Genomic DNA, 21,366 nt, shown 5'->3' on the forward strand with positions numbered 1-21,366 from the left:
GGGTCCTTTTCCCTTCTAGTCTCTCATGTTTGCCCGATCGGCTTTTAGTTTCTTTCAGCGGCAACCTCTAGCCGGGTCTGTTCCTTCCAGAAGGCAAGGTGTCCGTGGTCGGCTGTCGATACGGTCGTGACACCGGTATTGTTCACCTGCCGCATTACCTCCGGATGCGGGTGCCCGTAACTGTTCTGTTCAGCGACGGATACGGCCGCGTAGCTGGTGTCTATCCGGTGGAGGTATGCTTCCCCGGAGGTCCGGGAACCGTGGTGGGGTAGCACCAGAAGGTCCAGTGTAAGAGGATGTTCTGGGGTGTAAGGGCCCAATGCTGCCATGAGAGCATCTTCCTCGGCGTCCCCGGGGAGAAGCAACACCAGCGGGGAGCTGCCGGAGGGATACCCGGCGCGGGCATGGACGATCACCGACTGATTATTGATCTGGGATGAATCTACCGCCGGGGGAAGATCGGAGATCGGCCAGAGGAAGCTTAGCTGTCCGTCTCCGCGGGTGAGATTGTGCCGGGCATCAATCTGGGTTGATGGGACCGGTGGAGGGGCGACCGCGGTGAGATCACAGTCTTGGTTCATGAGGGAAGAGCAAAAAATTGCCGTTTCTTTTCCCTGTGCCAGGAGTGGATAGGTTGCAGCGATGTTCCCCATGTGGTCTTCGTGAGCGTGGGAGATAATAACGGCTTCTATCTCGTCAACCTGCGCCCAGTCCAGGCATCCGGTGAGGTTCTCTCCCCGTGACCCGGTATCGACGAGGATCGCTCGGTGAGCCTCCGTGCGAATAAGCGCAGCTGAGCCCTGCCCCACGTCACAGATAATCGCCTGCCAGGGAGCCGGGGCGGCAGAGACGAAAGGGCCTGTGAACCGGTAGGCCGTATAGAGTGCGATCAGGATGCAGAGAAGAACGATAAGTGTTCTTGTTCTCCCTCTGCGCGGCAGGTGGAGGGAGAGAGCCGCATGCTTGGGCATTAAAAACTCACCTTTCTCGCGTGGGGGTGCCGTTTGTCTTTGCCAAAGACCAGCGCATCGGCGGCAAAGATAAGGAGTGATAAACAGATAGCTATGGCCAGGATCGGCAGAGTGCCGGCGGGCAGATACGCAAGATGTATGGTGCTACCGGGTGCGTCCGCAAAGAAAGAGGATACGGCGATCACGCACTGTGCCAGCAACCCCGCGGGCTGAGCCAAAAAAACAAGCAGAGCAGATAGACCGATGAGATGGCAGAGCGCGATGAGCAGCCCCAGAACGGTGATAGCCGGTACTAGCGGTGCCACCAGGAGATTCGCCGGAACGGTATAGCTACCAAGCTGATCTTGTAGGAGGGCCAGCACGGGGGCACACCAGAGTGCGGCTGCGGCGGGAACAGCCAGTGCCTCGGCGATCAGGAGCGGAAGAAAAGGTGAGAGCAGCCTGGATATAGCCGGTGCCAGAAAGATAAGGCTGGCTGTCGCCAACGCGGAGAGGGCAAAACCCAGGTTATGGGAGAGATCGGGGTGAAGAAAGAGGAGCGGTAAGAGACACGAGGATAAGAACGCTGCGATATGTTTTCCGTGGCCCAGTATGAGGGCGAGCGCGCCGATGCTTCCCATGGCCCATGATCGTGTGACGGATCCTTCCCAGCCCACGAAGGTTGCGTAGAGGGTGGTTGCGCTGAATCCTAGAATAATGAGTGGGGTGCGCGGTATGTGTAGGTGTTGGCCTAGTCTGTAGGTTAGGAGGAAGATGAGGGAGATGTTTGTGCCTGATACTGCGGTGAGGTGGGTGAGGCCGGATATTTTGAAGTCTTGGCGTGCCTGTGGGGTGAGCGGTGAGTCGTCGCCGTAGCTCATTCCTAGGGTGAGGCCGGCGGGGTTTTTTCCGATGAGTGCGCTGAGGTGGGTGGCAAGGGTGTCTTTGAAGTGTTGTGGGGTTGTGGTGCGGGGTGGTGTTTCTGGGCTGAGGTGGGCGTGGTTGAGTGTGATTGTTGCTCCGTGTGTTGTGATGGTGCCCAGGAGTTTGATGGGGTGGCCGTGGGCCGGTGTTTGGTGGAGGAAGGCGGTGATTTTTCGTTTTCCGGGGTATGTTTGTCCGCGGGCGGATACGGTATCTGCTGAGATTTCGACGAGGAATTTTTTGTTTGAGATGCGTTTGGTGCGGGTGACGGTGCCGGTGATGCGTACGGGGTGGTCGTTGAGTGCGGCGTAGGTTTGGGAGGATTCTGCGATGCCGGTGGTGTGGATGAGGCAGAGTTGGAGGAGAAGGGTTGCGGCTGTGACGGCTAGGGTGGGGGCGAGTGTGTGTAGTTTTGTGTGGAGGGCTGCGATATAGCTTGAGAGTAGTGTGAGGCATAGTGCTGCGGTGACTGCGGTGGTGAAGGTGTGGTGCCACTGGTAGTGGAAGCCTGCCAGGGTTGTTCCCCAGAGGAGGGTGGCTAGGGTGGTGAGTCGGATGTCATGGTGGGGGGTGAAGTTGAGGCGGTGGGTCTGGTTTTCTTTGTTTTTGGTGTGGTGCCGGTGCAGTGTGGCTGCTAGTTGCTGGTGGAGGGGCATGTTAGACCGTTACCAGGGGTGTGAGTGTTTCCATCATGGCCGGGCCGATTCCCGGTACTGCATCGAGTTCCGCGACCGAGGTGAATCCTCCGTTTGCTTCTCGCCACTCCATAATTTTTTGGGCGAGGACCGGTCCAACGCGGGGTAGGGTTTCCAGTTCTGTTCGGTCTGCGGTGTTGAGGTTGATGAGTTGTTGTCCGGGGGTCTGTGGGTTGGGTTTTGCGGTTCCTTGTGCGGTGGGTGGTGGTGTTGCGGTGGGAGGTTGTTCTCCGGTGGCGGGGATGTAGATTTGGCTGCCGTCGGTGATGTGGGCGGCAAGGTTGACGTGGTTGAGGTCAGCGTCGTCGCGAGCTCCGCCGGCTGCGGTGACGGCGTCGGCGATGCGGGCGGTGGAGGAGAGTTCGTAGATTCCCGGGGATACCACTGCTCCGGCCACATGGACCCAGACTGTTGCGGTTTTTTGGTGAGGGGGGTTGGTGGTTTCTGTATTTTCTTGGGTGAGCGGGGTGCTGCTTGTTTCGTTGCCGGTTTCTACGGTATCGAGGGTGGTGGAGTTTTTGCTTGTGAAGAGCTGGTAGGCCGTGGTGAGTAGTAGCAGGAGGGTGAGGATGGTGAGGAGTTTTCCGGGCAGTCTCCAGCGTATGGTGCGTGAGGGGTGTTCGTTGAGGTCTTCGCGTGGCTGGGGTGTCTCCGATAGCTGGCGGGCGAGGCGGGGGTGGTCGTTGGTGGTAGTTTCTGGGGTGTCGATGTCGCTGGGCTCGATGCGGCGGCGTCGACGGTTGAGTCGGCGGTTCTCGAGGGCGAGAAGGGCGGGGTCTGTTTCGTCTGCCGGGGTTTCATCGTTCATGCCACCTAATGTAGGGAGTGCGGTGAGGTGGTGGGTGGTAAAGGTAGGATTTGTGGATAATTTTGCTGCTTATCGTTGTATTCCACAGGGGTGCGGTGGGCGGTTGGGTCCGGTGGTGTCCGGTAGAAGCCTAGTAGATGACCAGGGCAAGTGCTCCTACCCCGGTGTGGGCGGCAAGCACCGGTGGTAGCGGTGTGACCGGTGTGCGAGAGGTATCGGTGTTCAGCTGGGCCAGAAGCTGCCGGGCATCCTGCTCGTTACCGCAGTACTGTGCGGCGAGAATTTTTCCCGCTGGCCGGGGAGTTAGCGGGTGTTCCATGTCGGGGCGGTGGTCACTGCGGCGGGTTGTTTCTTCGGCTGCGAACCGGAGAAGAGAGGCGCGGGCTGCCTCCAGGCTGCGGGGACGTTCGAGGTATGTGAGTCTGCCATTGATCACCGTACCCACCGGTCGAATCTGTAGTAGCTGTCCCACCCGTGCCAGCGCAGGGTGTACCCGGCCACCGCGGCGGATAGCGTCGAGGGTGGGAATCATAAAATAGATTTCGGAATTTTCACAGATCTCTAGAGCGACGGAAGCCACCTCTCTGGCGCTGTGCCCCTGCTGGGCGAGTTTGTGGGCGTAGACGGCGGCAAAACCGTACGCCATTGCAACGGTGCGGGAATCCACCACGAATACGGGTAGGTCTACCTGTGCGGCGGCAATACGGGCGGAGTCGGCGGTTCCCGACAGCTCGGTGGCCAGGTGAATCGAAACAATCTCCTCGTATCCCTGACGGGCAAGGCCGCGGTAGACGTCCTCAAAAGTACCGGGGCTGGGGCTGGAGGTTTGTACCCGCTCCCCCACAGCGTGGGCAACCACAATGGCTTCATTCACCGAGGTCCCCGGTGCGGGGTCGCCCCCGGCAACGGATACCGGCATATCGACGATGGCAAAACCACCGAGGGATTCACGGTGGGCGCGTACCTGAGGGGCCAGGGCTGCCCCCGAATCGGTGACCACGGCAAGGCGGGGCATAGAGGCTCTTTCGTCGGTGAGAATCGGGGAGCAAGGATCCCGCGTCCCCGACTCTCACCGTAATTTATTTTGAGTTAGATAACAATATTGACGAGTTTGGGGGCGCGCACGATCACTTTACGGATGTGCGCGTCGCCCAGTGCCCGGCGCACGGTTTCCGACTCGAGCGCCAATTTTTCCAGGTCATCCTCACCGATGTCGTGCGGGACCTCCAGCCGGTCCTTGACCTTGCCCTTGATCTGCACGATGGCGGTGACCGTATCATCGACCAGTTGAGACTTATCGATATGCGGCCAGCCGGCGGTCAAGACCGGGCTATCGTGGCCCAGCATGTGCCAGATGTCTTCGGCGGTATAGGGCGCATACAGCGACAGCAGTACCGCAATAGCTTCGGCCGCCTCCCGCACAGCGGGATCAGCGGCTCCGGCACCGGAATCAATGGTCTTACGTGTGGCGTTGACCAGCTCCATGGTTTTAGCCACCACCACGTTGAATTTCCCGCTTTCCACCAGGGAAATCACCTCGTGCATGGTGCGGTGAACCGCGCGGTGCAGCCGAGCATCACCCGTGGTCGGGTCTACCCCGACCGGGGAAGCAACATCGTGGCCGATCCTCCAGGCGCGGGCCAGAAATTTCTGGGCACCACCGGGAGAGACATCGGCCCAGTCCACATCGTCCTCGGGCGGTGAAGCGAACACCATGGTGGTTCGCACGGCGTCAACACCGAACCGGTCGAGCTGCTCCCCCAAATCAACCCCGTTACCCAGAGACTTGGACATGGCCTTCCCCTGGTTGAGCACCTGCCCCTGATTCATGAGCGCCTCAAAAGGCTCCGCGTGTTCGATGAGACCAAGGTCGCGCACCACTTTGGTGAAGAAGCGGGCGTAGAGCAGGTGGAGAATGGCATGCTCAACACCGCCCACATACATGTTGACCGTCCCCCACTGCTTCATGGCCTCGGGGTCAAAAGGAGCGAGAGGATAGTGCGGGGATACGTAGCGCATAAAATACCAGGAAGAGTCAACAAAGGTATCCATGGTGTCAGAATCCCGGGTTGCAGCCCCGCCACACTGCGGACAGTCAACGGTGCTCCAGGCTGTTGCCGCCGCCAGCGGGGACTGCCCCCGGGGAGCCAGGTCTTCACCGCGAAGATTATCGGGAAGACGCACGGGCAGCTGGTCTTCGGGTACAAGCACCTCGCCGCAGCTGTCGCAGTGGATCACCGGGATAGGGGTCCCCCAAAAACGCTGGCGGGAAAGCAACCAGTCCCGCAGACGGAAATTAGTTGTGGCGCTCCCCACCCCGGCCTCCTCAAGAAGCCTGATAGCCCGATCGATCGCCTCCGCATTCCTGAGCCCGTTGAGGGGACCAGAATTAATATGGGCACCGTCACCGGATGTGGCCACACCGGTTTCGGCCGGGTCCCCACCATCGGTGTCCACCACCTTGATCACAGGAATACCAAATTTTTGTGCAAAATCGAGGTCGCGCTGGTCGTGGGCGGGGACCGCCATTAGAGCACCGGTCCCGTAATCAGCAAGAGCATAGTCGGAGGCCCACACGGGGATTCGGGCACCGGTCAGCGGGTTGCGGGCGTAGCGACCCAAGAAAACACCGGTTTTTTCACGGTCGCTTGCCTGCCGATCAATATCGGAAAAAACTTTAATCTCTTCGCGGTAAGAATCAAGCACAGCCTTCTGCTCGTCAGCTACCAGCTCCAGAGCAAGATCAGAATCAGCGGCCACAATAAAAAATGTTGCACCGTAGAGCGTATCGGGCCGGGTGGTGAACACGTCAACGGAGGTGGCGGGTTTCGTGCCATCGGCCTCAATCTCAAAGGTGATCTCGGCACCCTCGGATTTACCGATCCAGTTTTTTTGCATGGCAAGCACCCGCTCGGGCCATTTACCCTCAAGCTGCTCCATATCGTCAAGAAGCTGCTGGGCGTAATCGGTAATTTTGAAATACCACTGATTGAGTGCTTTCTTGGTCACCACAGAATGGCAGCGCTCGCACCGACCGTCAACCACCTGCTCATTGGCCAGCACGGTTTGGTCTTTGGGGCACCAGTTAACCATCGAGTATTTACGGTAGGCCAGGCCCTTTTTATAGAACTGCTGAAAGAGCCACTGGGTCCAGCGGTAGTACTCTGGATCCGAGGTATGAAGACGGCGGGACCAATCGACCATAATGCCGTAGCGCTTAAAAGAAGCAGCCTGGGTCTCAATATTTTTATAGGTCCACTCCTGAGGATGGGTATCGTTTTTAATGGCCGCGTTTTCTGCCGGTAAACCAAAAGAGTCCCACCCAATAGGGTGCAGCACGTTGTAGCCGCGCTGCTTCCAAAAGCGCGCGATCACATCGCCAATAGCAAAGGCCTCAGCATGACCCATGTGAAGGTCACCGGAAGGATAGGGAAACATATCGAGCACGTAGCGCCGCTCTTGAGTGCTCCCGGGATCGGGTTTAAAGACCTCGGTCTCATCCCAGTAAGGTTGCCATGTGGCCTCAAGTTCACGGAAATCATACGATTTCTCGGATGATACGGTAGGTTCTACCTCAGCTGACACAGTGGTATTTTCCTCTTAATCTCTTGTAGGGGCTTGAGCGCCGCAGCGGTGTGGGCACGGCAAAACAGCGTGATAAACCACGATTTCCCACCAGTCTACCGGGAAAACCCGAACAAAGGTGTCAGCTACCCCTCTTTCACAGGCTGCCGGTGGTAGAAAGTAATAAAACACTAGGTAAGGGGAACAATCCGGCGTGAACAAATATGAAGCTGCAGACCCGGTCTTTGAGCCGGCACCATCGGGATACTCCGCCGGTAACTGCCGGCAAACCGACATCCAGGGGGCAGTCACCCGCTACTGGGAATACGGAGACCCGGCCGGTGACCCCCTGGTACTGATACACGGCTTCCGGGGAGACCACCACGGGCTTGAACTCATCGCGCACGGCCTACAAAATTTCCGCGTGATTATCCCCGACCTTCCGGGATTCGGTAAATCTGAGCCCCTCCCGCAGGCCGAACACAGCCTATGCACCTACGCATCGTGGCTGGTTGATTTCCTTAACCTGATACCCGGTCAACCTGGGCAGGTGCACCTGGTGGGGCACAGCTTTGGCTCCATCATCTGTAGCTACACCGCAAACGCGGTGCCGGGCCTGGTCCATGAGGTCAGCCTGATTAACCCTATTAGTCAGCTTGCCCTCGAGGGACCCCAAAAGCTGGTCACCAAACTTGCCGAACTGTACTACAGGGCCGGCGCCCGCCTCCCCGAGCCCCTGGGCTTTAGCCTGCTCCGCTCGGCAGCGATTACCCGCGTTTCAAGCGAATTCATGATGAAAAACTCAGACCCCCTTCTACGCCGCTTTATCAACGGTCAGCATCGCGCCTACTTTGGGGCCTTCGCCTCCCGCCAGGCGGTTCTTGAAGCATACCGTGCCTCCACCTCATCCACGGCAGCCGAGTATATCGGTGGCGTGCTCGAGCCCGTACAAATGATTGTTGCCGACAAAGACGACCTCGGAACAGCCCAGACCCAGCAGGCCATGTATCGTCGTATCAGCCGGGGCCGCTACGATCTTATTCCGCAGGTTGGCCACCTGATCCACTACGAAACCCCGCTCTATGCCGCCCGCCTCATCACAGACTTTCACCGGGAGAATCGCTCATGAAACTTATTGTCGATGCTCGCTACACCCGTATCGGCTACCACGACGGCATCAGCCGCTACACGGCCTCACTGTTGGCCGCCCTCAAAGAACTTATGGACCGTCGGGCACCGGAGGCAGAGAACCTGCAGGTGGTGATGGCCATCAGCGATAAGCGTCAGCTATCTATGCTGCCTCGGCTACCCCATATCACTATCTGCTCACCCACCGGCCCGCTCGAACCCGTGGCTGCCCTTCAGCTCAACCGGTTTCAGCCAGACATCGTTTTCTCCCCCATGCAGACTATCGGTAGCTGGGGAAGAAAATATAAACTGGTACTCACCCTGCACGATCTCATCTACTACTCCCACCCCACCCCGCCGGATCTCCTCCCCGCCCCGATACGCCTGGGATGGCGACTCTTCCACACCTCTTACCTACCCCAGAGGCTACTGCTCAATCGCGCCGACGCGGTAGTGACGGTCTCCGAAACCACCGCGGACCTTATCCGCGCACACCGTCTGACCCGAAAACCCCTGCGCGTGGTACCCAATGCTCCGCACACCGGCAGCCTGATGAGTGCCGAAACCGCTCTACAGGAAGCCACACATCGGACACAAGACCTCATCTATATGGGCTCTTTCGTGCCCTATAAAAACGTCGAGACCCTGCTAGAAGCCATGAAAAACCTACCCGACTACCGGCTTTTTCTGCTCTCAAAAATTACCCCGGCACGGCAGGCTCAGCTGCAACGGCTGGCACCACCCAACGTGGTGTTCAAAAACGGTGTGAGCGACCACACCTACCGGAAGCTCCTCGCGAGTTCGGCGGCGCTACTCACCGCGTCACGAGATGAGGGCTACGGTTTGCCCGTCGTTGAGGCACAGGCCGCAGGGTGTCCAGCTATAGTGAGTGACATTGATATTTTTCATGAAATTGCCCCCGGTGCCCTACACTGCCGGGTAGATTCCCCCGCTGATTTTGTAGCCGCGGTGCGCTCACTTGAAAATCCCGCCCGGCAGAAACACGTTATCCTCGCAGGGCTAGATGACGCGGCCGCCTACAGCTGGCAGGATTCGGCACGCAGTCTCCTCGGTCTTCTCAAAGACCTGGTGCAGAAACCCGGCGTATAGCGCCCTAGAGAATATCCAGACCGTCGCAACGAATATCCAGGATCTCAAGTTTGAGGGCGGCACTTGACGCCCGCGCCAGACGCAACCGCCTGGTAATGTGGGGGGCTAGAGCATAGCTGAAAAAGAGGATGGTTCGAAATCTGCCACCGTTTTCTTCCGCACGCAATTCTTCTAGTTCTACCGGGCCGCGCACGGTTACCTGCTCCGGAAGGTCGAGCGAGTCGACAAAACGGTTAACCGCCGGCTCACTACCGGTGATGGAGGCGGTACGAACAGCCGGCGGTAAGGAAAGCTCGGCTCTCTCCTCCAGCTCTCGCAGGGCAAAACGGACCGGGTCCCAGCGGATAAGCGCCTGAAGGGGCACCGACTCCCCGGCCGTGGTGACCACGGTCCCTCCGGCACTGCGGTCCCGGACCAGGGCGGCGGCATTGAGCCAGGCGCGCAGCGCAGATTCGGGGGCCCGCAGGGAATCCCTGCGCAGCATCGAGTCAGCGTCGAGGAGGAGGGCGGCAGCATAGCCCGAGGCGGCAACCGGCTCCGCACCGGGGGTCGCCACCACCAGGGCAGGTTCAGCGGAGACCTCGGTGAGAATATGGTCGCCGCTAGAAGAGATCACCGGAACATTGGTGAAAGCCCGGCCCAATTCTTCGGCGGTGCGCAGGGCTCCGGCAGCAGTGATCCGCCAACTTCCGTTACCGCACTCACTGCAGCGCCAATGATGCGCCATCCTCCCGCACCAGCCGCAACCGGGAGCACTGTTTGTGTTTGCCACACTCAGCGGCCCGCGACATCGGATACACCGGGCCGGCATCCGGCAGCGTTGGCAGGACAGCGCGGGAACGTACCCGGCACGTGATACCTGCACCAGCACCGGCCCCTGCCTTAGCGCTATGCGCGCCTGCTGGAAGGCGAGGTGCGGGATCCGGGCAAGTGCGGCCAGAGGGTCACGTGCTAGCTGAAAATGATCACCGGTGCTGACCACATGAGGGGTGTGTTCGCGCAGAACCCGCCGGTCGACACCCAGGTAGCTCGCCCAACGGGTGCGCACTAACCGTGCCGCTTCACTGCTCATAGAGTAGCCGGCGAAGAGGACCGCACAGTTATTCTGTACCGCTCTCAGAAGCAGTACATCTCGGGTGTGGCAGTAGGGTGATCTGGGCTCAATATGGTTGGAGTCGCCGTCATCCCAGCACACGAGTAAGCCCGGGTTTCTCACCGGGGCATAGGCAGCTGAGCGGGTACCCACCACTATCCTTACCTCTCCAAAGAGCACCCGTAGATATGCGCTATATCGTTCTGAGGCTTTTTGTTCCCCCGAGAGCACCGCAAAGTTTGAGGTGTCGGTGAGCGTGCCCAGGGCGGTAATCAGACGGTCGAGGTCTTTGCGGTTGGGCACCACGGCTATAGCTCCCTGCCCGCTTGAGGCACAGGCAAGCAGGGCCTTCGCCAGTAAATCCTCCCAGGTGTGGGTGGTGGAGGGAAGCAGAGTCATCACCGCCCGTGCAGCGGCAGTTTCTGTGACATCGGCAAAAAAATCGCGGGCCCCCGTGTAGGGGTCAAAGACGGACAGATCGGGGGGGCCTATATCGACCGGCTTCCGCGGCACATAGTCTGCGTCGAGATAGGGCTTTTCCACCCCGATAGTCCTCGGAACAACCGCCAAACGGAGCACGTTAGCAGCCACAGAAGCGTAACGGTCAGCTACCTGCTCAGCCAACTCAAAAATTTCCCGTGTCACCACCGGAACAGCCGAAATCACCTGGTCAAGAAAACGTAGACTGCCCGAATAGGTACTTACCTCGACGCGCTCGCGAATGTAGGCGCTCAGCATCCGGTCTTTGAAGCGAACCCGAACCCGGGTACCCTCTTGTGCAGCGGCATCCATGTCCCTCGGAACCAGGTAGTCAAACAGCCGGTCCAGATGGGGCAGATCAGACTCGAGTATCACCCGTGCAACCGGCAGTCGGTCGGCAGGTTGGGGGCCGGACCGAGGAAGATTCACCCCTGAGGTTTCCCCGAACAGGTCTGTTTGGGAAAACTCTGCGTCGAAAGCTGTCATAGCCTACATTATGCACCGATAGCGTCTAGAAGTGCATCCGTGCGGTCGGTGCGTTCCCAGGTGAAATCCGGGTCTGTACGGCCAAAATGACCATTGGCGGCAGTTTTGGAATAGATGGGACGCCGCAGGTCAAGATCGCGAATAATGGCAAGCGGGCGCAGGTCAAAGACCTCACGGATCGCTCTTTCAATTTTTGCGGGATCAACGGTCTCGGTCCCAAAGGTCTCCACGTAGAGCCCTACCGGTGCCGCCTTCCCAATGGCATAGGCGACCTGCACCTCTACACGGTCGGCAAGGCCCGCGGCCACCACATTTTTGGCAACCCAGCGCATGGCGTAGGCTGCTGAGCGGTCAACTTTGGAGGGATCTTTACCCGAAAAAGCGCCGCCGCCGTGGCGGGAGAAACCACCGTAGGTGTCGACGATAATCTTGCGGCCGGTAAGGCCGGCGTCGCCGACAGGCCCACCCTGCACAAACTGGCCGGCGGGGTTAACAATGAACCTGGTCTTCGAGGTGTCCAAACTGATTCCCGACAGCACCGGCGAAATAACGTGGGTACCAATCTCTTCTTCCAACCGCTGAATATCGTAGCCGCGTACATGCTGGGTGGAGACCACCACGGTGTCGACCGATACCGGCTGATCCCCGTCATAGCCCAGGGTGACCTGTGTTTTACCGTCGGGGCGCAGATCGGGAAGCAGGCCCGTTTTGCGCACGCTGGTGAGTCTTTCCGAAAGCCGGTGGGCGATCCATATGGGTGCGGGCATCAGCACATCGGTCTCACGTGAGGCATAGCCAAACATGATGCCCTGGTCCCCCGCTCCCTGACGGTCCAGCTCGTCCCGTGACCCGGTGCGGGTTTCCAACGAGTTATAGACACCGGCATTAATGTCTGGTGACTGTTCACCGATGGATACGGATACCCCGCAGAATTCACCGTCGAATCCGTGGGTGGAGGAGTTATAGCCAATATCGAGAATAGTCTGGCGCACGATAGAGGGTATCTCGACATAGGCGCTGGTGGTGACTTCACCGGCAACGTGCACCTGCCCGGTGGTCACCATGGTCTCAACGGCGACGTTCGAGTCGGGGTCTTTTTCGATAAGAGCGTCGAGGATCGCATCTGATATCTGGTCACAGATCTTGTCCGGGTGCCCCTCGGTCACGGATTCGCTGGTAAACAGTCGTAGATGAGAAGAATTTGTTGAGGTCACGTAACTACTTTACTGGTTGATACTTGGGTATTGGAGAGGTCATTTTGTCTCAAGGTGCTGCGCTATGTGGGTGAGCAGTTGCCGGGATATATCGTGTTTGGAGCCGCTGATAGTCAGCGGCTCTTCGCCCAGGGCGCTGAGCAGATGGATGGTGTTGTGGTCTGTGCCGAACCCCAGGTTTTCTCCCACCTCGTTAACCGCGAGATAGTCGCAGCCTTTGCGCTCAAGTTTAGCTTGCCCCAGCTCCAGCACCGATGCGGTTTCCGAGCCGGTTTCTGCCGCGAACCCCACGATGAGTCGGGGATAACGGCCGGGGTCCTGCCGCCGTAGCTGCACCGTGTCTTTGAGGATATCGGGGTTGGGAACCAAGTCGATACGGGAGGTGTCGTCGCGACCGGTTTTTTTGATTTTAAAGGTGCGGTAGTGTTTGGGCCTAAAATCAGCGACCGCCGCTGCCATGACAAGCAGATCGCAGTCCGGAAGAGCAGCAAACAGGGCCTCCCGCAGCTGTCGGGCACTCGATACAGACTGCACCCTGATACCGCTATCCGGGGCGGGAAGGCGGGCCTCCACATGGGCGTGGATCAGGGTGACTTCAGCCCCCAGCGTGTGCGCTTCCATCGCAAGGGCTATCCCCTGCTTGCCCGAAGAGCGGTTGCTCAGGTAGCGCACCGGGTCAAGTGCTTCGCGGGTACCGCCGGCCGTGACCACCACACGCTGGCCGGCCAGGGGCAGATCTTTGGTAGGTTTTTGCCCCGGATCTTCCGCAAGAATCTCCAGAGTACGGGTAAAAATATCCTCGGGCTCGGGCAACCGCCCCATTCCTGAATCGGGCCCGGTAAGCCTTCCTACGGCCGGGTTAATAATCCGGTAGCCGTAGGAGCGAAGCGTATCAAGGTTGTGCTGGGTTGCCGGGTGCTCCCACATTTGAGTATGCATAGCCGGAGCAAGAACAACCGGTACACGCGCGGTCAGTGCCGTTGCCGTGAGCAGATCATTGGCGCGCCCGTGAGCCAGACGTGAGATGAGGTCGGCTGTCGCCGGAGCAATCAGCAGGGCGTCAGCCTCTTCTGCCTGACGCACGTGGTTAACCTCGGGGACACGGTCAAACACCGAGGTGGATACCGGGTTGCCGCTGAGCGCCTCAAAGGTAGCTTTGCCCACAAACTCAAGAGCGGCTTCGGTGGGCAGGGCAACAACACTGTGTCCGGCTTTCGAGAAAAGACGAAGAAGTACCGCGGCCTTGTAGGCTGCGATACCCCCTCCAACACCTATAAGAATACGCATGTCCTAGTCGTGCTGTGTATCCTCTGCGGTGTCTTCTACTTCTTCGGCATCAACAAACTCCACCACGGGCGCATCGCTGCCGAACCCGTCGGTGTAGAAATCGCCGGTGAGGAAAGCCGAGGTGTCTTCTTCGTGCACGAGATCGCCGTTTTCGTCAAAGGTGCCGTCTTTGATGTGTCGGGCCTCGAGCAGACCGTCATTGATTTCACGCATAGCCACCGAAAGAGATTTTTCGTTGGGCTCGCTATCGACCAGGGGGCCAATGTGGTCAAAGAGATTTTCGTGCAGCTGCGAGTAGTAGGCGTTAATCTGGCGGGCACGACGAGCGCCAAAAATCACCAGACCGTACTTGGACTCAGCCTTCTGAACCAAGGTGTCCGCGCTGGGGTTGATGATTCCTTCTTCATTCTGTGCGTTTGCCACGAATACTCCCGTAGATTAATAATTCAGTCGCAACCGGGGTGCTTCCCCACAGATTGCACAAGACAAATCTTTACTATAGCCAAAATTTGTTCAGAAAGCACGCCTGGGGCAGCAAAGCCCCGCCGGTGGCAGCTTTTACGGTCATAAGCTACCGGCGGGGAATCCGTGTGGGGCTATTTTGTTATACCCATCAGCTCGATAATTTCTTCTGCTGCACGGGCAACCGAATCGTTGATCACGGTGTGGTCGAATTCAGGTTCTGCCCCCAGCTCGTCCTTTGCTGTTTCAAGGCGTTGCTGCTGTTCTTCGTCGGCCTCGGTTCCTCGACCGGTGAGGCGGTTCACTAAATCCTCCCAGCTCGGTGGGGCGAGAAAGATCAGCCTTGCTTCCGGCATACTGTTGCGGATCTGGCGGGCGCCCTGTAGATCGATTTCGAGTAAAACGTTTTTCCCCTGCTCCAGTGCCTGCTCAACCATGGATCGCATGGTCCCGTAGCGGTGGGTGCGGTGGACAACAGCCCATTCGATAAGCTGGCGGTTTTCTACCATCGAGTCGAATTCTTCATCCGACACAAAATAGTAGTGAACTCCCTCTTCTTCGCCCGGGCGGGGGTCGCGGGTTGTTGCCGAAACCGAAAACCACACCTGCGGGTAGTGCTCTCGGATGTATTGCGAGACGGTGCCCTTTCCCACGGCGGTGGGTCCGGCCAGTACTGTCAGGGTTGAGCCTTTGCTATCGGTCACGGGAAAAACGCCTTTACTATCGTTCGAGATAATCGATCAGTGCACGACGCTGGTGGATACCAAGACCACGCAGCCGGCGTGAGGGAGCGATACTGAGTTCTTTAAGGATAGCCTGTGCGCGAACCTCTCCGATACTCGGTATAGCCATCAGCAGATCTGTTACTTTTATTCTGCTAACAGCCTCTTCGGCATCTGAGCGGTGTAGAACTTCGGATACGGTTGTTTCCCTGGTGCGTAAAGCTTTCTTGACCTCTGCGCGAACCGTCCGTGCCTGCCTTGCTTTTGCGCGAGCGAATACACGTTCTTCTTCCGTCAATGGTCGTAGTGCCATCTGTGTTCCCCTATGTAGATATGGTTAGTGATTAGGATTTTTTGGTGCGAACCGTTAACCCAGGAATGGTGTGTAGATTGGTAGGTCTTACACGGTCTACACACCAAACACTTGGTTGCTAATAATCTACCAGTTTCACTCGCGAATTGTGTGAAACGGGGCCTTTAATTCATGTTTTTTCTCTCACTGATGAAGTAATTTAAATTACAGGTTGAAAGTAGTGACGTTTTTACCTACCGTTTCAGGTCTTCCAGGGTTTCACCGATACCGTGCACTAGAGCCTGTATAGACGGGCCATGTCTCAGGATTCCGCGGCTAGAATTTATCAAAACCCTATCTTCGGCGCCCCTAAACACCCGGTAGAGGTCTTCGGCTCTAGCTCCCTGAGCGCCGTATCCGGGGGAAAGAATGGGGCCGTTAAAAATTGAAATATCTATTTTTAATTTTTGCAGGGTTTCTCCGACAGTGGCGCCAATTACTAAACCGCATGATCCCATCCGCGCATAACCCTCGCGAGTATTCTCAGCCTGCGCCGCATCGATGATCTTCCGGGCAACGGAGTCACCGGCGTGCTGAACAGTCTTCCCTTCGGGGTTAGAGGTCAGCGCAAGCACAAAACTGCCGCGAGAATTCTTGCGGGCAAGATCCAGCGCCGGCCGTAGAGACTCAAAGCCCAGGTAGGGGCTCAGCGTTACCGCATCGCTGACCAGCGCAGAATCTTCCCCCAGCCAGGCCCGGGCATAGGCGGCCATGGTTGAACCGATATCGCCGCGCTTAGCGTCGGCGATCACCGGTAGACCCTGAGCCCTTGCCTCAGCCAGAAGATCCTCAAGAACAGCAAAACCTGCGGACCCGTGACGCTCAAAAAATGCTACCTGGGGCTTCAGCGCTGCAACCCGCCCAGCTGCTGCCGCAACCACACGCGATGAAAATTCGGCTAACCCCGCGGGGCTATCGCCCAGCCCCCAGGTGGTCAGTAGGTCCGGATGGGGATCAACCCCCACGCAGAGGGGCCCCCTCTCCTCCATAGCCTGTATCAGTCGGTCCCCAAACCCTAAAACTTCGGCCATTACTCTGCCTGCCCGTCCCGGTGAAACCTGGCGTGATGTTCCTGCACGCTCATCACGCTCCAGCTGTACTCCCGCAGCGCGTTGATAGCCTGCACCACCGCGCCAAACTCGGAGGCGGTTGTCATCACGGGACAGCCCACCGAGGTAGCTGCGGCACGAATTTCATATCCGTCTCCGCGCGCCCTGCCCCCCGAAGGAGTGTTCAAGATAAGACTGATTTCACCATCGATCACCATATCGACGATAGAGCGTTCACCGTCCCGGACATCAGCGATCTTGGGTACCACCTGCGAGCTCACCCCGTTACGCTGCAAAACCTGTGCGGTACCACCGGTAGAAACAATCTCAAAACCCAGCTGCTGTAGCATCTTCACGTAAATAATGACGCTGCGCTTGTCACGATGGGCAACCGAAACAAAAACCTTACCCCCGGTGGGCAGCCTGTTACCCGCCGCCGTTTCAGCCTTAGCAAATGCGGTATCAAAATAGGTGTCGAGACCCATGACCTCACCGGTAGAGCGCATCTCGGGGCCCAGCAGAGAATCCACCACACGGCCGTTGCGGGTGCGGAACCTACTAAACGGCAAAACTGCTGCTTTCACGGCGATCGCCGTATCGGTGGGGAGAGACGCACCATCCATGGTCGCGGGCAAAACTCCTGCTTCCCTAAGCTCGGCAATACTTTTGCCGGCACCGATAAGAGCCGCAGCTTTTGCCATCTGCACCCCGGTCGCCTTGGACACAAAGGGTACCGTACGGGAAGCTCTAGGGTTAGCCTCAATCACGTAGAGAATATCTGAGGCCACAGCAAACTGAATATTAATAAGACCGCGCACACCTATACCGGCCGCAATTTTAGCGGTTGCCTCTTTAACCCTCTCAATAATATCTGGGGCAAGAGTAATGGGCGGCAGTGTACAGGCCGAGTCCCCCGAGTGAATACCGGCCTCCTCGATATGCTCCATCACCCCGCCCAGGTACAGTTGCCGACCATCGTAGAGCGCATCAACATCGATCTCCACGGCATCCTCAAGGAACTTATCGATCAGAGCCGGCTGGGAGACAGATACCTCTGTGGCATTGTCAAGGTAGCGGGCAAGGTTAGCCTCGTCGTAGACAATCTCCATACCGCGACCACCCAGAACATAGGAGGGACGAACCAGCACGGGATAGCCGATATCATCGGCAATCTGTTGAGCATTCTCAAAGGTGAAAGCGGTGCCGTTTTTCGGGGATACAAGCCCCGCCTGCTCAAGTACCCGCGAGAACTCCCCCCGGTCTTCGGCAAGGTCAATCGACTCGGGCGTGGTCCCGAGTATCGGAATACCCGCATCCTTGAGATGCTGGGCCAGCTTCAGCGGGGTCTGCCCACCCAGCTGCACAAAAACCCCCAGCAGGCCGCCGGTACGCCGCTCTGCCTCCACGACCTCAAGCACATCTTCAAGGGTCAGCGGCTCAAAATACAGGCGGGTTGAAATATCGTAGTCGGTGGAGACCGTCTCGGGGTTACAGTTGACCATCACGGTCTCATAACCGGCCTCGCGCAAAACCAGGGAAGCGTGTACGCAGGAGTAATCAAACTCAATGCCCTGCCCAATCCGGTTGGGCCCCGAGCCCAAGATCATAATGGACGGTTTCTCGTGCCGGCCCACCTCGTCCTCGGTATCGTATGACGAATAGTGGTAGGGGGTGAAAGCTTCAAACTCGGCCGCACAGGTATCAACGGTCTTGAAAACCGGGCGAATACCGAGTGCGTGGCGGATACCGCGCACAACCTCCTCCCTGTAGCCCACAATTTCGCCAATCTGCGCGTCAGAGAAACCGTGGCGTTTGGCAAGAGTCAGAGTATCCGCGTCCAGAGTCTTTTTCCTTCTGACTTCGGCGGCTACCTCGTTGAGCAGTGCAATTTGGTCGAGGAACCAGGGGTCAATCTTGGTTGCCTCATATATCTGCTCCACGGTGGCACCGGCAAGCATAGCGCGCTGCACCCTGTGGATTCGTTCCGCACTCGGGATTTTAGTTTCTTCGATAAGCCGGTCCAGCTCAATGTCCGAGAGCCGGGATTCAGCAAAGCAGAAGGAAGCTCCTTTCTGTTCCAAAGATCGCATAGCTTTCTGCAGGGCCTCGGTAAAGTTTCTGCCCAGGGCCATCGCCTCCCCCACCGATTTCATGGTGGTGGTGAGCGTAGGATCCGCTGCCGGGAATTTCTCAAAGGCAAAGCGGGGGACCTTGACCACAATGTAGTCGAGGGTCGGCTCAAAGGACGCCGGGGTTTTTTGAGTGATGTCGTTGGGAATCTCATCAAGGGTGTAGCCCAAGGACAGTTTGGTGGCAATTTTGGCGATCGGAAAACCGGTCGCTTTTGATGCCAGGGCTGAGGACCGGGAGACCCTGGGGTTCATTTCGATAACAACTACTCGCCCACTCGTCGGATCCACGGCAAACTGAATATTACAGCCCCCGGTATCAACCCCCACCTCACGGATCACGTTCATGGCGATGTCACGCAGCTTTTGGAACTCCCGGTCGGTCAGGGTGAGCGCCGGGGCCACGGTGATCGAGTCTCCGGTGTGCACACCCACGGGATCAAAATTTTCGATGGAGCACACCACCACTACGTTGTCATTTTTGTCCCGCATCATTTCCAGCTCGTATTCTTTCCACCCCAGGATGGACTCCTCCAGCAGCACTTCGCTGGTGGGGCTGTACTGGATACCGGCGCCGGCAATACGGTAGAGGTCTTCCTCCGTGTAGGCCATACCTGAGCCCAGCCCGCCCATAGTAAACGAGGGGCGCACCACCATGGGGTAGCCCAGACGTTCGGCTGCGGATAGGGCTTCCTCCATCGAGTGCACGATCTCCGACCGGGCAGATTCGCCGCCGGCCCGTTCCACCACGCCTTTAAAGGCTTCGCGGTCCTCACCCAGATTGATGGCCTCTATATTGGCACCGATCAGCTCCACCCCGTACTTAGCCAGGATGCCGCGCTGGTCAAGAGCGATGGCCGCGTTGAGGGCTGTTTGCCCACCCAGGGTCGGCAGGATAGCGTCGGGGCTTTCCTTAGCTATAATCTTTTCGATCACTTCGGGGGTGATAGGTTCGATGTAGGTGGCATCGGCAAACTCCGGGTCGGTCATGATGGTCGCCGGGTTAGAGTTCACCAAGATCACCCGCACGCCCTCTTCCCTGAGAACCCGCAGCGCCTGGGTGCCCGAGTAGTCAAATTCTGCTGCCTGACCGATCACGATGGGCCCCGAACCAATTACCAGAACGGAGTTGAGGTCTTCTCTGCGTGGCATATCGCTATGTTTCCTTACACTAGTAACTAGTTGGTTTTCTGGCTCATGAGATCAATAAAACGGTCAAACAGGTAGTCGGCATCGTGGGGGCCGGCTGCTGCCTCGGGGTGGTACTGCACCGAAAACGCTGGAATATCCAGGCAGTACAGTCCCTCCACCATCTGATCGTTGAGACCGATATGGGAGACCTCTACCCTGCCGAACTCCTCGAGGGGCGCGACGGTAACCCCCTCCAGCGGAGCATCAACGGCAAACCCGTGGTTGTGCGCGGTGATTTCGACCCTGCCCGTGCCGCGGTCTAAGACCGGCTGGTTAATTCCGCGGTGGCCAAATTTGAGCTTGTAGGTGCCAAACCCCAGGGCCCTCCCCAGTAACTGGTGCCCAAAACAGATACCGAAGAAGGGGATCCGCCGCCGCAGCACCTGCCGGAGCAGCTGCACCTGCTTTTCAGCGGTGGCGGGGTCGCCCGGACCATTGGAGAAGAAGACCCCGTCGGGGGTAAGTGCCTCGATGTCTTCCAGGCTCGTATCAGAGGGAAGCACGTGTACACGCACGCCTCGCTGAGCAAACCGAACCGGAGTCATCGACTTGATCCCCAGGTCAAGAGCTGCCAGAACACCGCGTTCCTCGCCCTTCCAACCGTAGTTACCCGGTTCAATCACGTAGGCAGAAGCGGTAGAGACCGAATCCGCCAGCTGCTGCCCGGCCATCCGGTGGGAGCTTTTGACCTCATCGAGGAGTTCTGTCTCAGATCGGTCTGCTTCAACGCCGGAGAAGATACCGGCCCGCATAGCGCCCGATTCACGCAGACGACGGGTTAACGCCCTGGTATCGATTCCTTGGATACCCACAATAGACTGTTCTTTCAGCTGCTCGCCGAGAGACCCCTCTGACCGCCAATTTGAAAAACGGCGAGCGGCCTCGCGCACCGCGTAGCCGGCCACCCAGATACGGCAGGATTCTGCGTCTTCAGTATTGACACCGGTGTTACCGATATGGGGTGCGGTGTGCACCACGATCTGTCCCGCGTAGGAAGGGTCGGTCAGGGTTTCCTGGTAGCCGGTCATACCGGTCGAAAAGACAGCCTCTCCCAGAGTTTTACCGATGGCGCCGTAGGCGGCACCGCGAAAAACAGTTCCGTCTTCGAGGACCAGTACCGCGGGAATATTTTGATGGGTCAGAGTGGTCATTCACGCACTTCCTTAAAGTTGAGATTGCGCAGAGGAGTGAGTTCTGCCGGAGGTTTGCATGGAGCAGGGTGTTACCGAATCCATAAGGTTCTCTAGAGCGGTCAGGAGATGTTTCTTCTCACGGGCGTACTGTAGCCTCAGCCCGGTATCCACGGAGGTGCCGTTGAAAGACCAGGTCAGCAGAACCAGGCCATTTCTTTCCACAAATTTTCCCGCCATACCCGCTACAGTGCCCACGGCGAGTATATCTTTGCCCGGAATCCACAGATCGCGGGCACCGCGGCGAGAAATTACCACAGAATCATCAAAGATAAAGACGGTTGCGGCGGCCTTATACCCCAGAGAATCTACGGTTAGCCGGTTCAGTAGATCACCGGTGAGCGTGGTGGAAACGTAGGTCCCGGTGAAAGCCGTCAGCGGAACCTGCCGGTCATACCGTTCCGGGACTTCTGCAAGATGTCCCAGCTCAATCTGTCTTTTACGTCGGGAATGCCAACCGGAGGCCATCAGCACCAGGGCAGTTACAGCAAGGCCGAGGCTCACACACGCTGTGATCAGTTTGGCATCCATG

At 58.1% G+C, this 21,366-nt stretch carries 17 protein-coding genes; 2 read left to right on the forward strand and 15 right to left on the reverse strand.

All coding sequences use genetic code 11. The annotated features are described in order from the left end of the window. Positions 1-44: 44 nt before the first annotated feature. The 5 genes from ACS1BR_RS08250 to leuS form a co-directional block, all read right to left on the reverse strand. Positions 45-971 (reverse strand): ComEC/Rec2 family competence protein, encoded by a 927-nt coding sequence (locus ACS1BR_RS08250; protein WP_463561480.1) that lies wholly within the window; start codon positions 969-971, stop codon positions 45-47. Next, the gene (locus ACS1BR_RS08255; RefSeq protein WP_463561481.1) at positions 971-2,530 is read right to left on the reverse strand and encodes a ComEC/Rec2 family competence protein; all 1,560 of its coding nucleotides are present in this window, start codon (positions 2,528-2,530) and stop codon (positions 971-973) included. The genes ACS1BR_RS08250 and ACS1BR_RS08255 overlap by 1 nt, the downstream gene beginning before the upstream one ends. A 1-nt stretch (position 2,531) precedes the next feature. After that, entirely contained in the window at positions 2,532-3,377 is an 846-nt protein-coding gene (locus ACS1BR_RS08260) for a ComEA family DNA-binding protein (RefSeq protein ID WP_463561482.1), read from the reverse strand. Positions 3,378-3,507: 130 nt separating this feature from the next. Then, on the reverse strand, positions 3,508-4,392 hold the full coding sequence (locus ACS1BR_RS08265) for a DegV family protein (RefSeq protein ID WP_463561483.1): 885 nt from the start codon (positions 4,390-4,392) through the stop codon (positions 3,508-3,510). Positions 4,393-4,466: 74 nt separating this feature from the next. Next, positions 4,467-6,962: a leucine--tRNA ligase gene (gene leuS / locus ACS1BR_RS08270; RefSeq protein WP_463561484.1), complete on the reverse strand. Its 2,496-nt coding sequence runs from the start codon at positions 6,960-6,962 to the stop codon at positions 4,467-4,469. A 193-nt stretch (positions 6,963-7,155) separates the two neighbouring features. Between leuS and ACS1BR_RS08275 the strand changes: the two genes are divergently transcribed. After that, positions 7,156-8,070, forward strand: a complete 915-nt coding sequence (locus ACS1BR_RS08275; RefSeq protein WP_463561485.1) for an alpha/beta fold hydrolase — start codon at positions 7,156-7,158, stop codon at positions 8,068-8,070. Then, a complete protein-coding gene (locus ACS1BR_RS08280) occupies positions 8,067-9,179 on the forward strand; it encodes a glycosyltransferase family 4 protein (protein ID WP_463561486.1) in 1,113 nt (370 codons plus the stop codon). The genes ACS1BR_RS08275 and ACS1BR_RS08280 overlap by 4 nt, the downstream gene beginning before the upstream one ends. A gap of 4 nt (positions 9,180-9,183) precedes the next feature. On the opposite strand, the gene ACS1BR_RS08285 is transcribed toward ACS1BR_RS08280, so the two are convergent. From ACS1BR_RS08285 to ACS1BR_RS08330, 10 genes are all read right to left on the reverse strand, one after another. Further along, complete coding sequence (locus ACS1BR_RS08285; RefSeq protein ID WP_463561487.1) at positions 9,184-11,238, reverse strand: primosomal protein N'; 2,055 nt, start codon at positions 11,236-11,238, stop codon at positions 9,184-9,186. An 8-nt stretch (positions 11,239-11,246) separates the two neighbouring features. Further along, on the reverse strand, positions 11,247-12,452 hold the full coding sequence (gene metK / locus ACS1BR_RS08290; protein WP_463561488.1) for a methionine adenosyltransferase: 1,206 nt from the start codon (positions 12,450-12,452) through the stop codon (positions 11,247-11,249). 39 nt (positions 12,453-12,491) lie between these two features. Beyond that, positions 12,492-13,739, reverse strand: a complete 1,248-nt coding sequence (gene coaBC, locus ACS1BR_RS08295) for a bifunctional phosphopantothenoylcysteine decarboxylase/phosphopantothenate--cysteine ligase CoaBC (protein ID WP_463561489.1) — start codon at positions 13,737-13,739, stop codon at positions 12,492-12,494. Positions 13,740-13,742: 3 nt separating this feature from the next. Continuing rightward, positions 13,743-14,162, reverse strand: coding sequence for a DNA-directed RNA polymerase subunit omega (gene rpoZ, locus ACS1BR_RS08300; protein ID WP_463561490.1), 420 nt, complete (start codon positions 14,160-14,162; stop codon positions 13,743-13,745). Between the two features lie 173 nt (positions 14,163-14,335). Then, a complete protein-coding gene (gmk, locus tag ACS1BR_RS08305) occupies positions 14,336-14,905 on the reverse strand; it encodes a guanylate kinase (RefSeq protein ID WP_463561491.1) in 570 nt (189 codons plus the stop codon). Between the two features lie 16 nt (positions 14,906-14,921). Continuing rightward, entirely contained in the window at positions 14,922-15,236 is a 315-nt protein-coding gene (gene mihF / locus ACS1BR_RS08310; RefSeq protein ID WP_463561492.1) for an integration host factor, actinobacterial type, read from the reverse strand. Positions 15,237-15,469: 233 nt separating this feature from the next. Then, on the reverse strand, positions 15,470-16,306 hold the full coding sequence (pyrF, locus tag ACS1BR_RS08315) for an orotidine-5'-phosphate decarboxylase (RefSeq protein WP_463561493.1): 837 nt from the start codon (positions 16,304-16,306) through the stop codon (positions 15,470-15,472). Then, positions 16,306-19,605, reverse strand: coding sequence for a carbamoyl-phosphate synthase large subunit (gene carB, locus ACS1BR_RS08320; protein WP_463561494.1), 3,300 nt, complete (start codon positions 19,603-19,605; stop codon positions 16,306-16,308). Before carB ends, pyrF begins: the two co-directional genes overlap by 1 nt. Before the next feature lie 26 nt (positions 19,606-19,631). Further along, positions 19,632-20,795 (reverse strand): glutamine-hydrolyzing carbamoyl-phosphate synthase small subunit, encoded by a 1,164-nt coding sequence (carA, locus tag ACS1BR_RS08325; protein ID WP_463561495.1) that lies wholly within the window; start codon positions 20,793-20,795, stop codon positions 19,632-19,634. A 12-nt stretch (positions 20,796-20,807) separates the two neighbouring features. Further along, positions 20,808-21,365, reverse strand: coding sequence for a PH-like domain-containing protein (locus ACS1BR_RS08330; protein WP_463561496.1), 558 nt, complete (start codon positions 21,363-21,365; stop codon positions 20,808-20,810). Position 21,366: the final 1 nt, after the last annotated feature.

Source organism: Rothia sp. 18CD1-1, assembly GCF_055285355.1.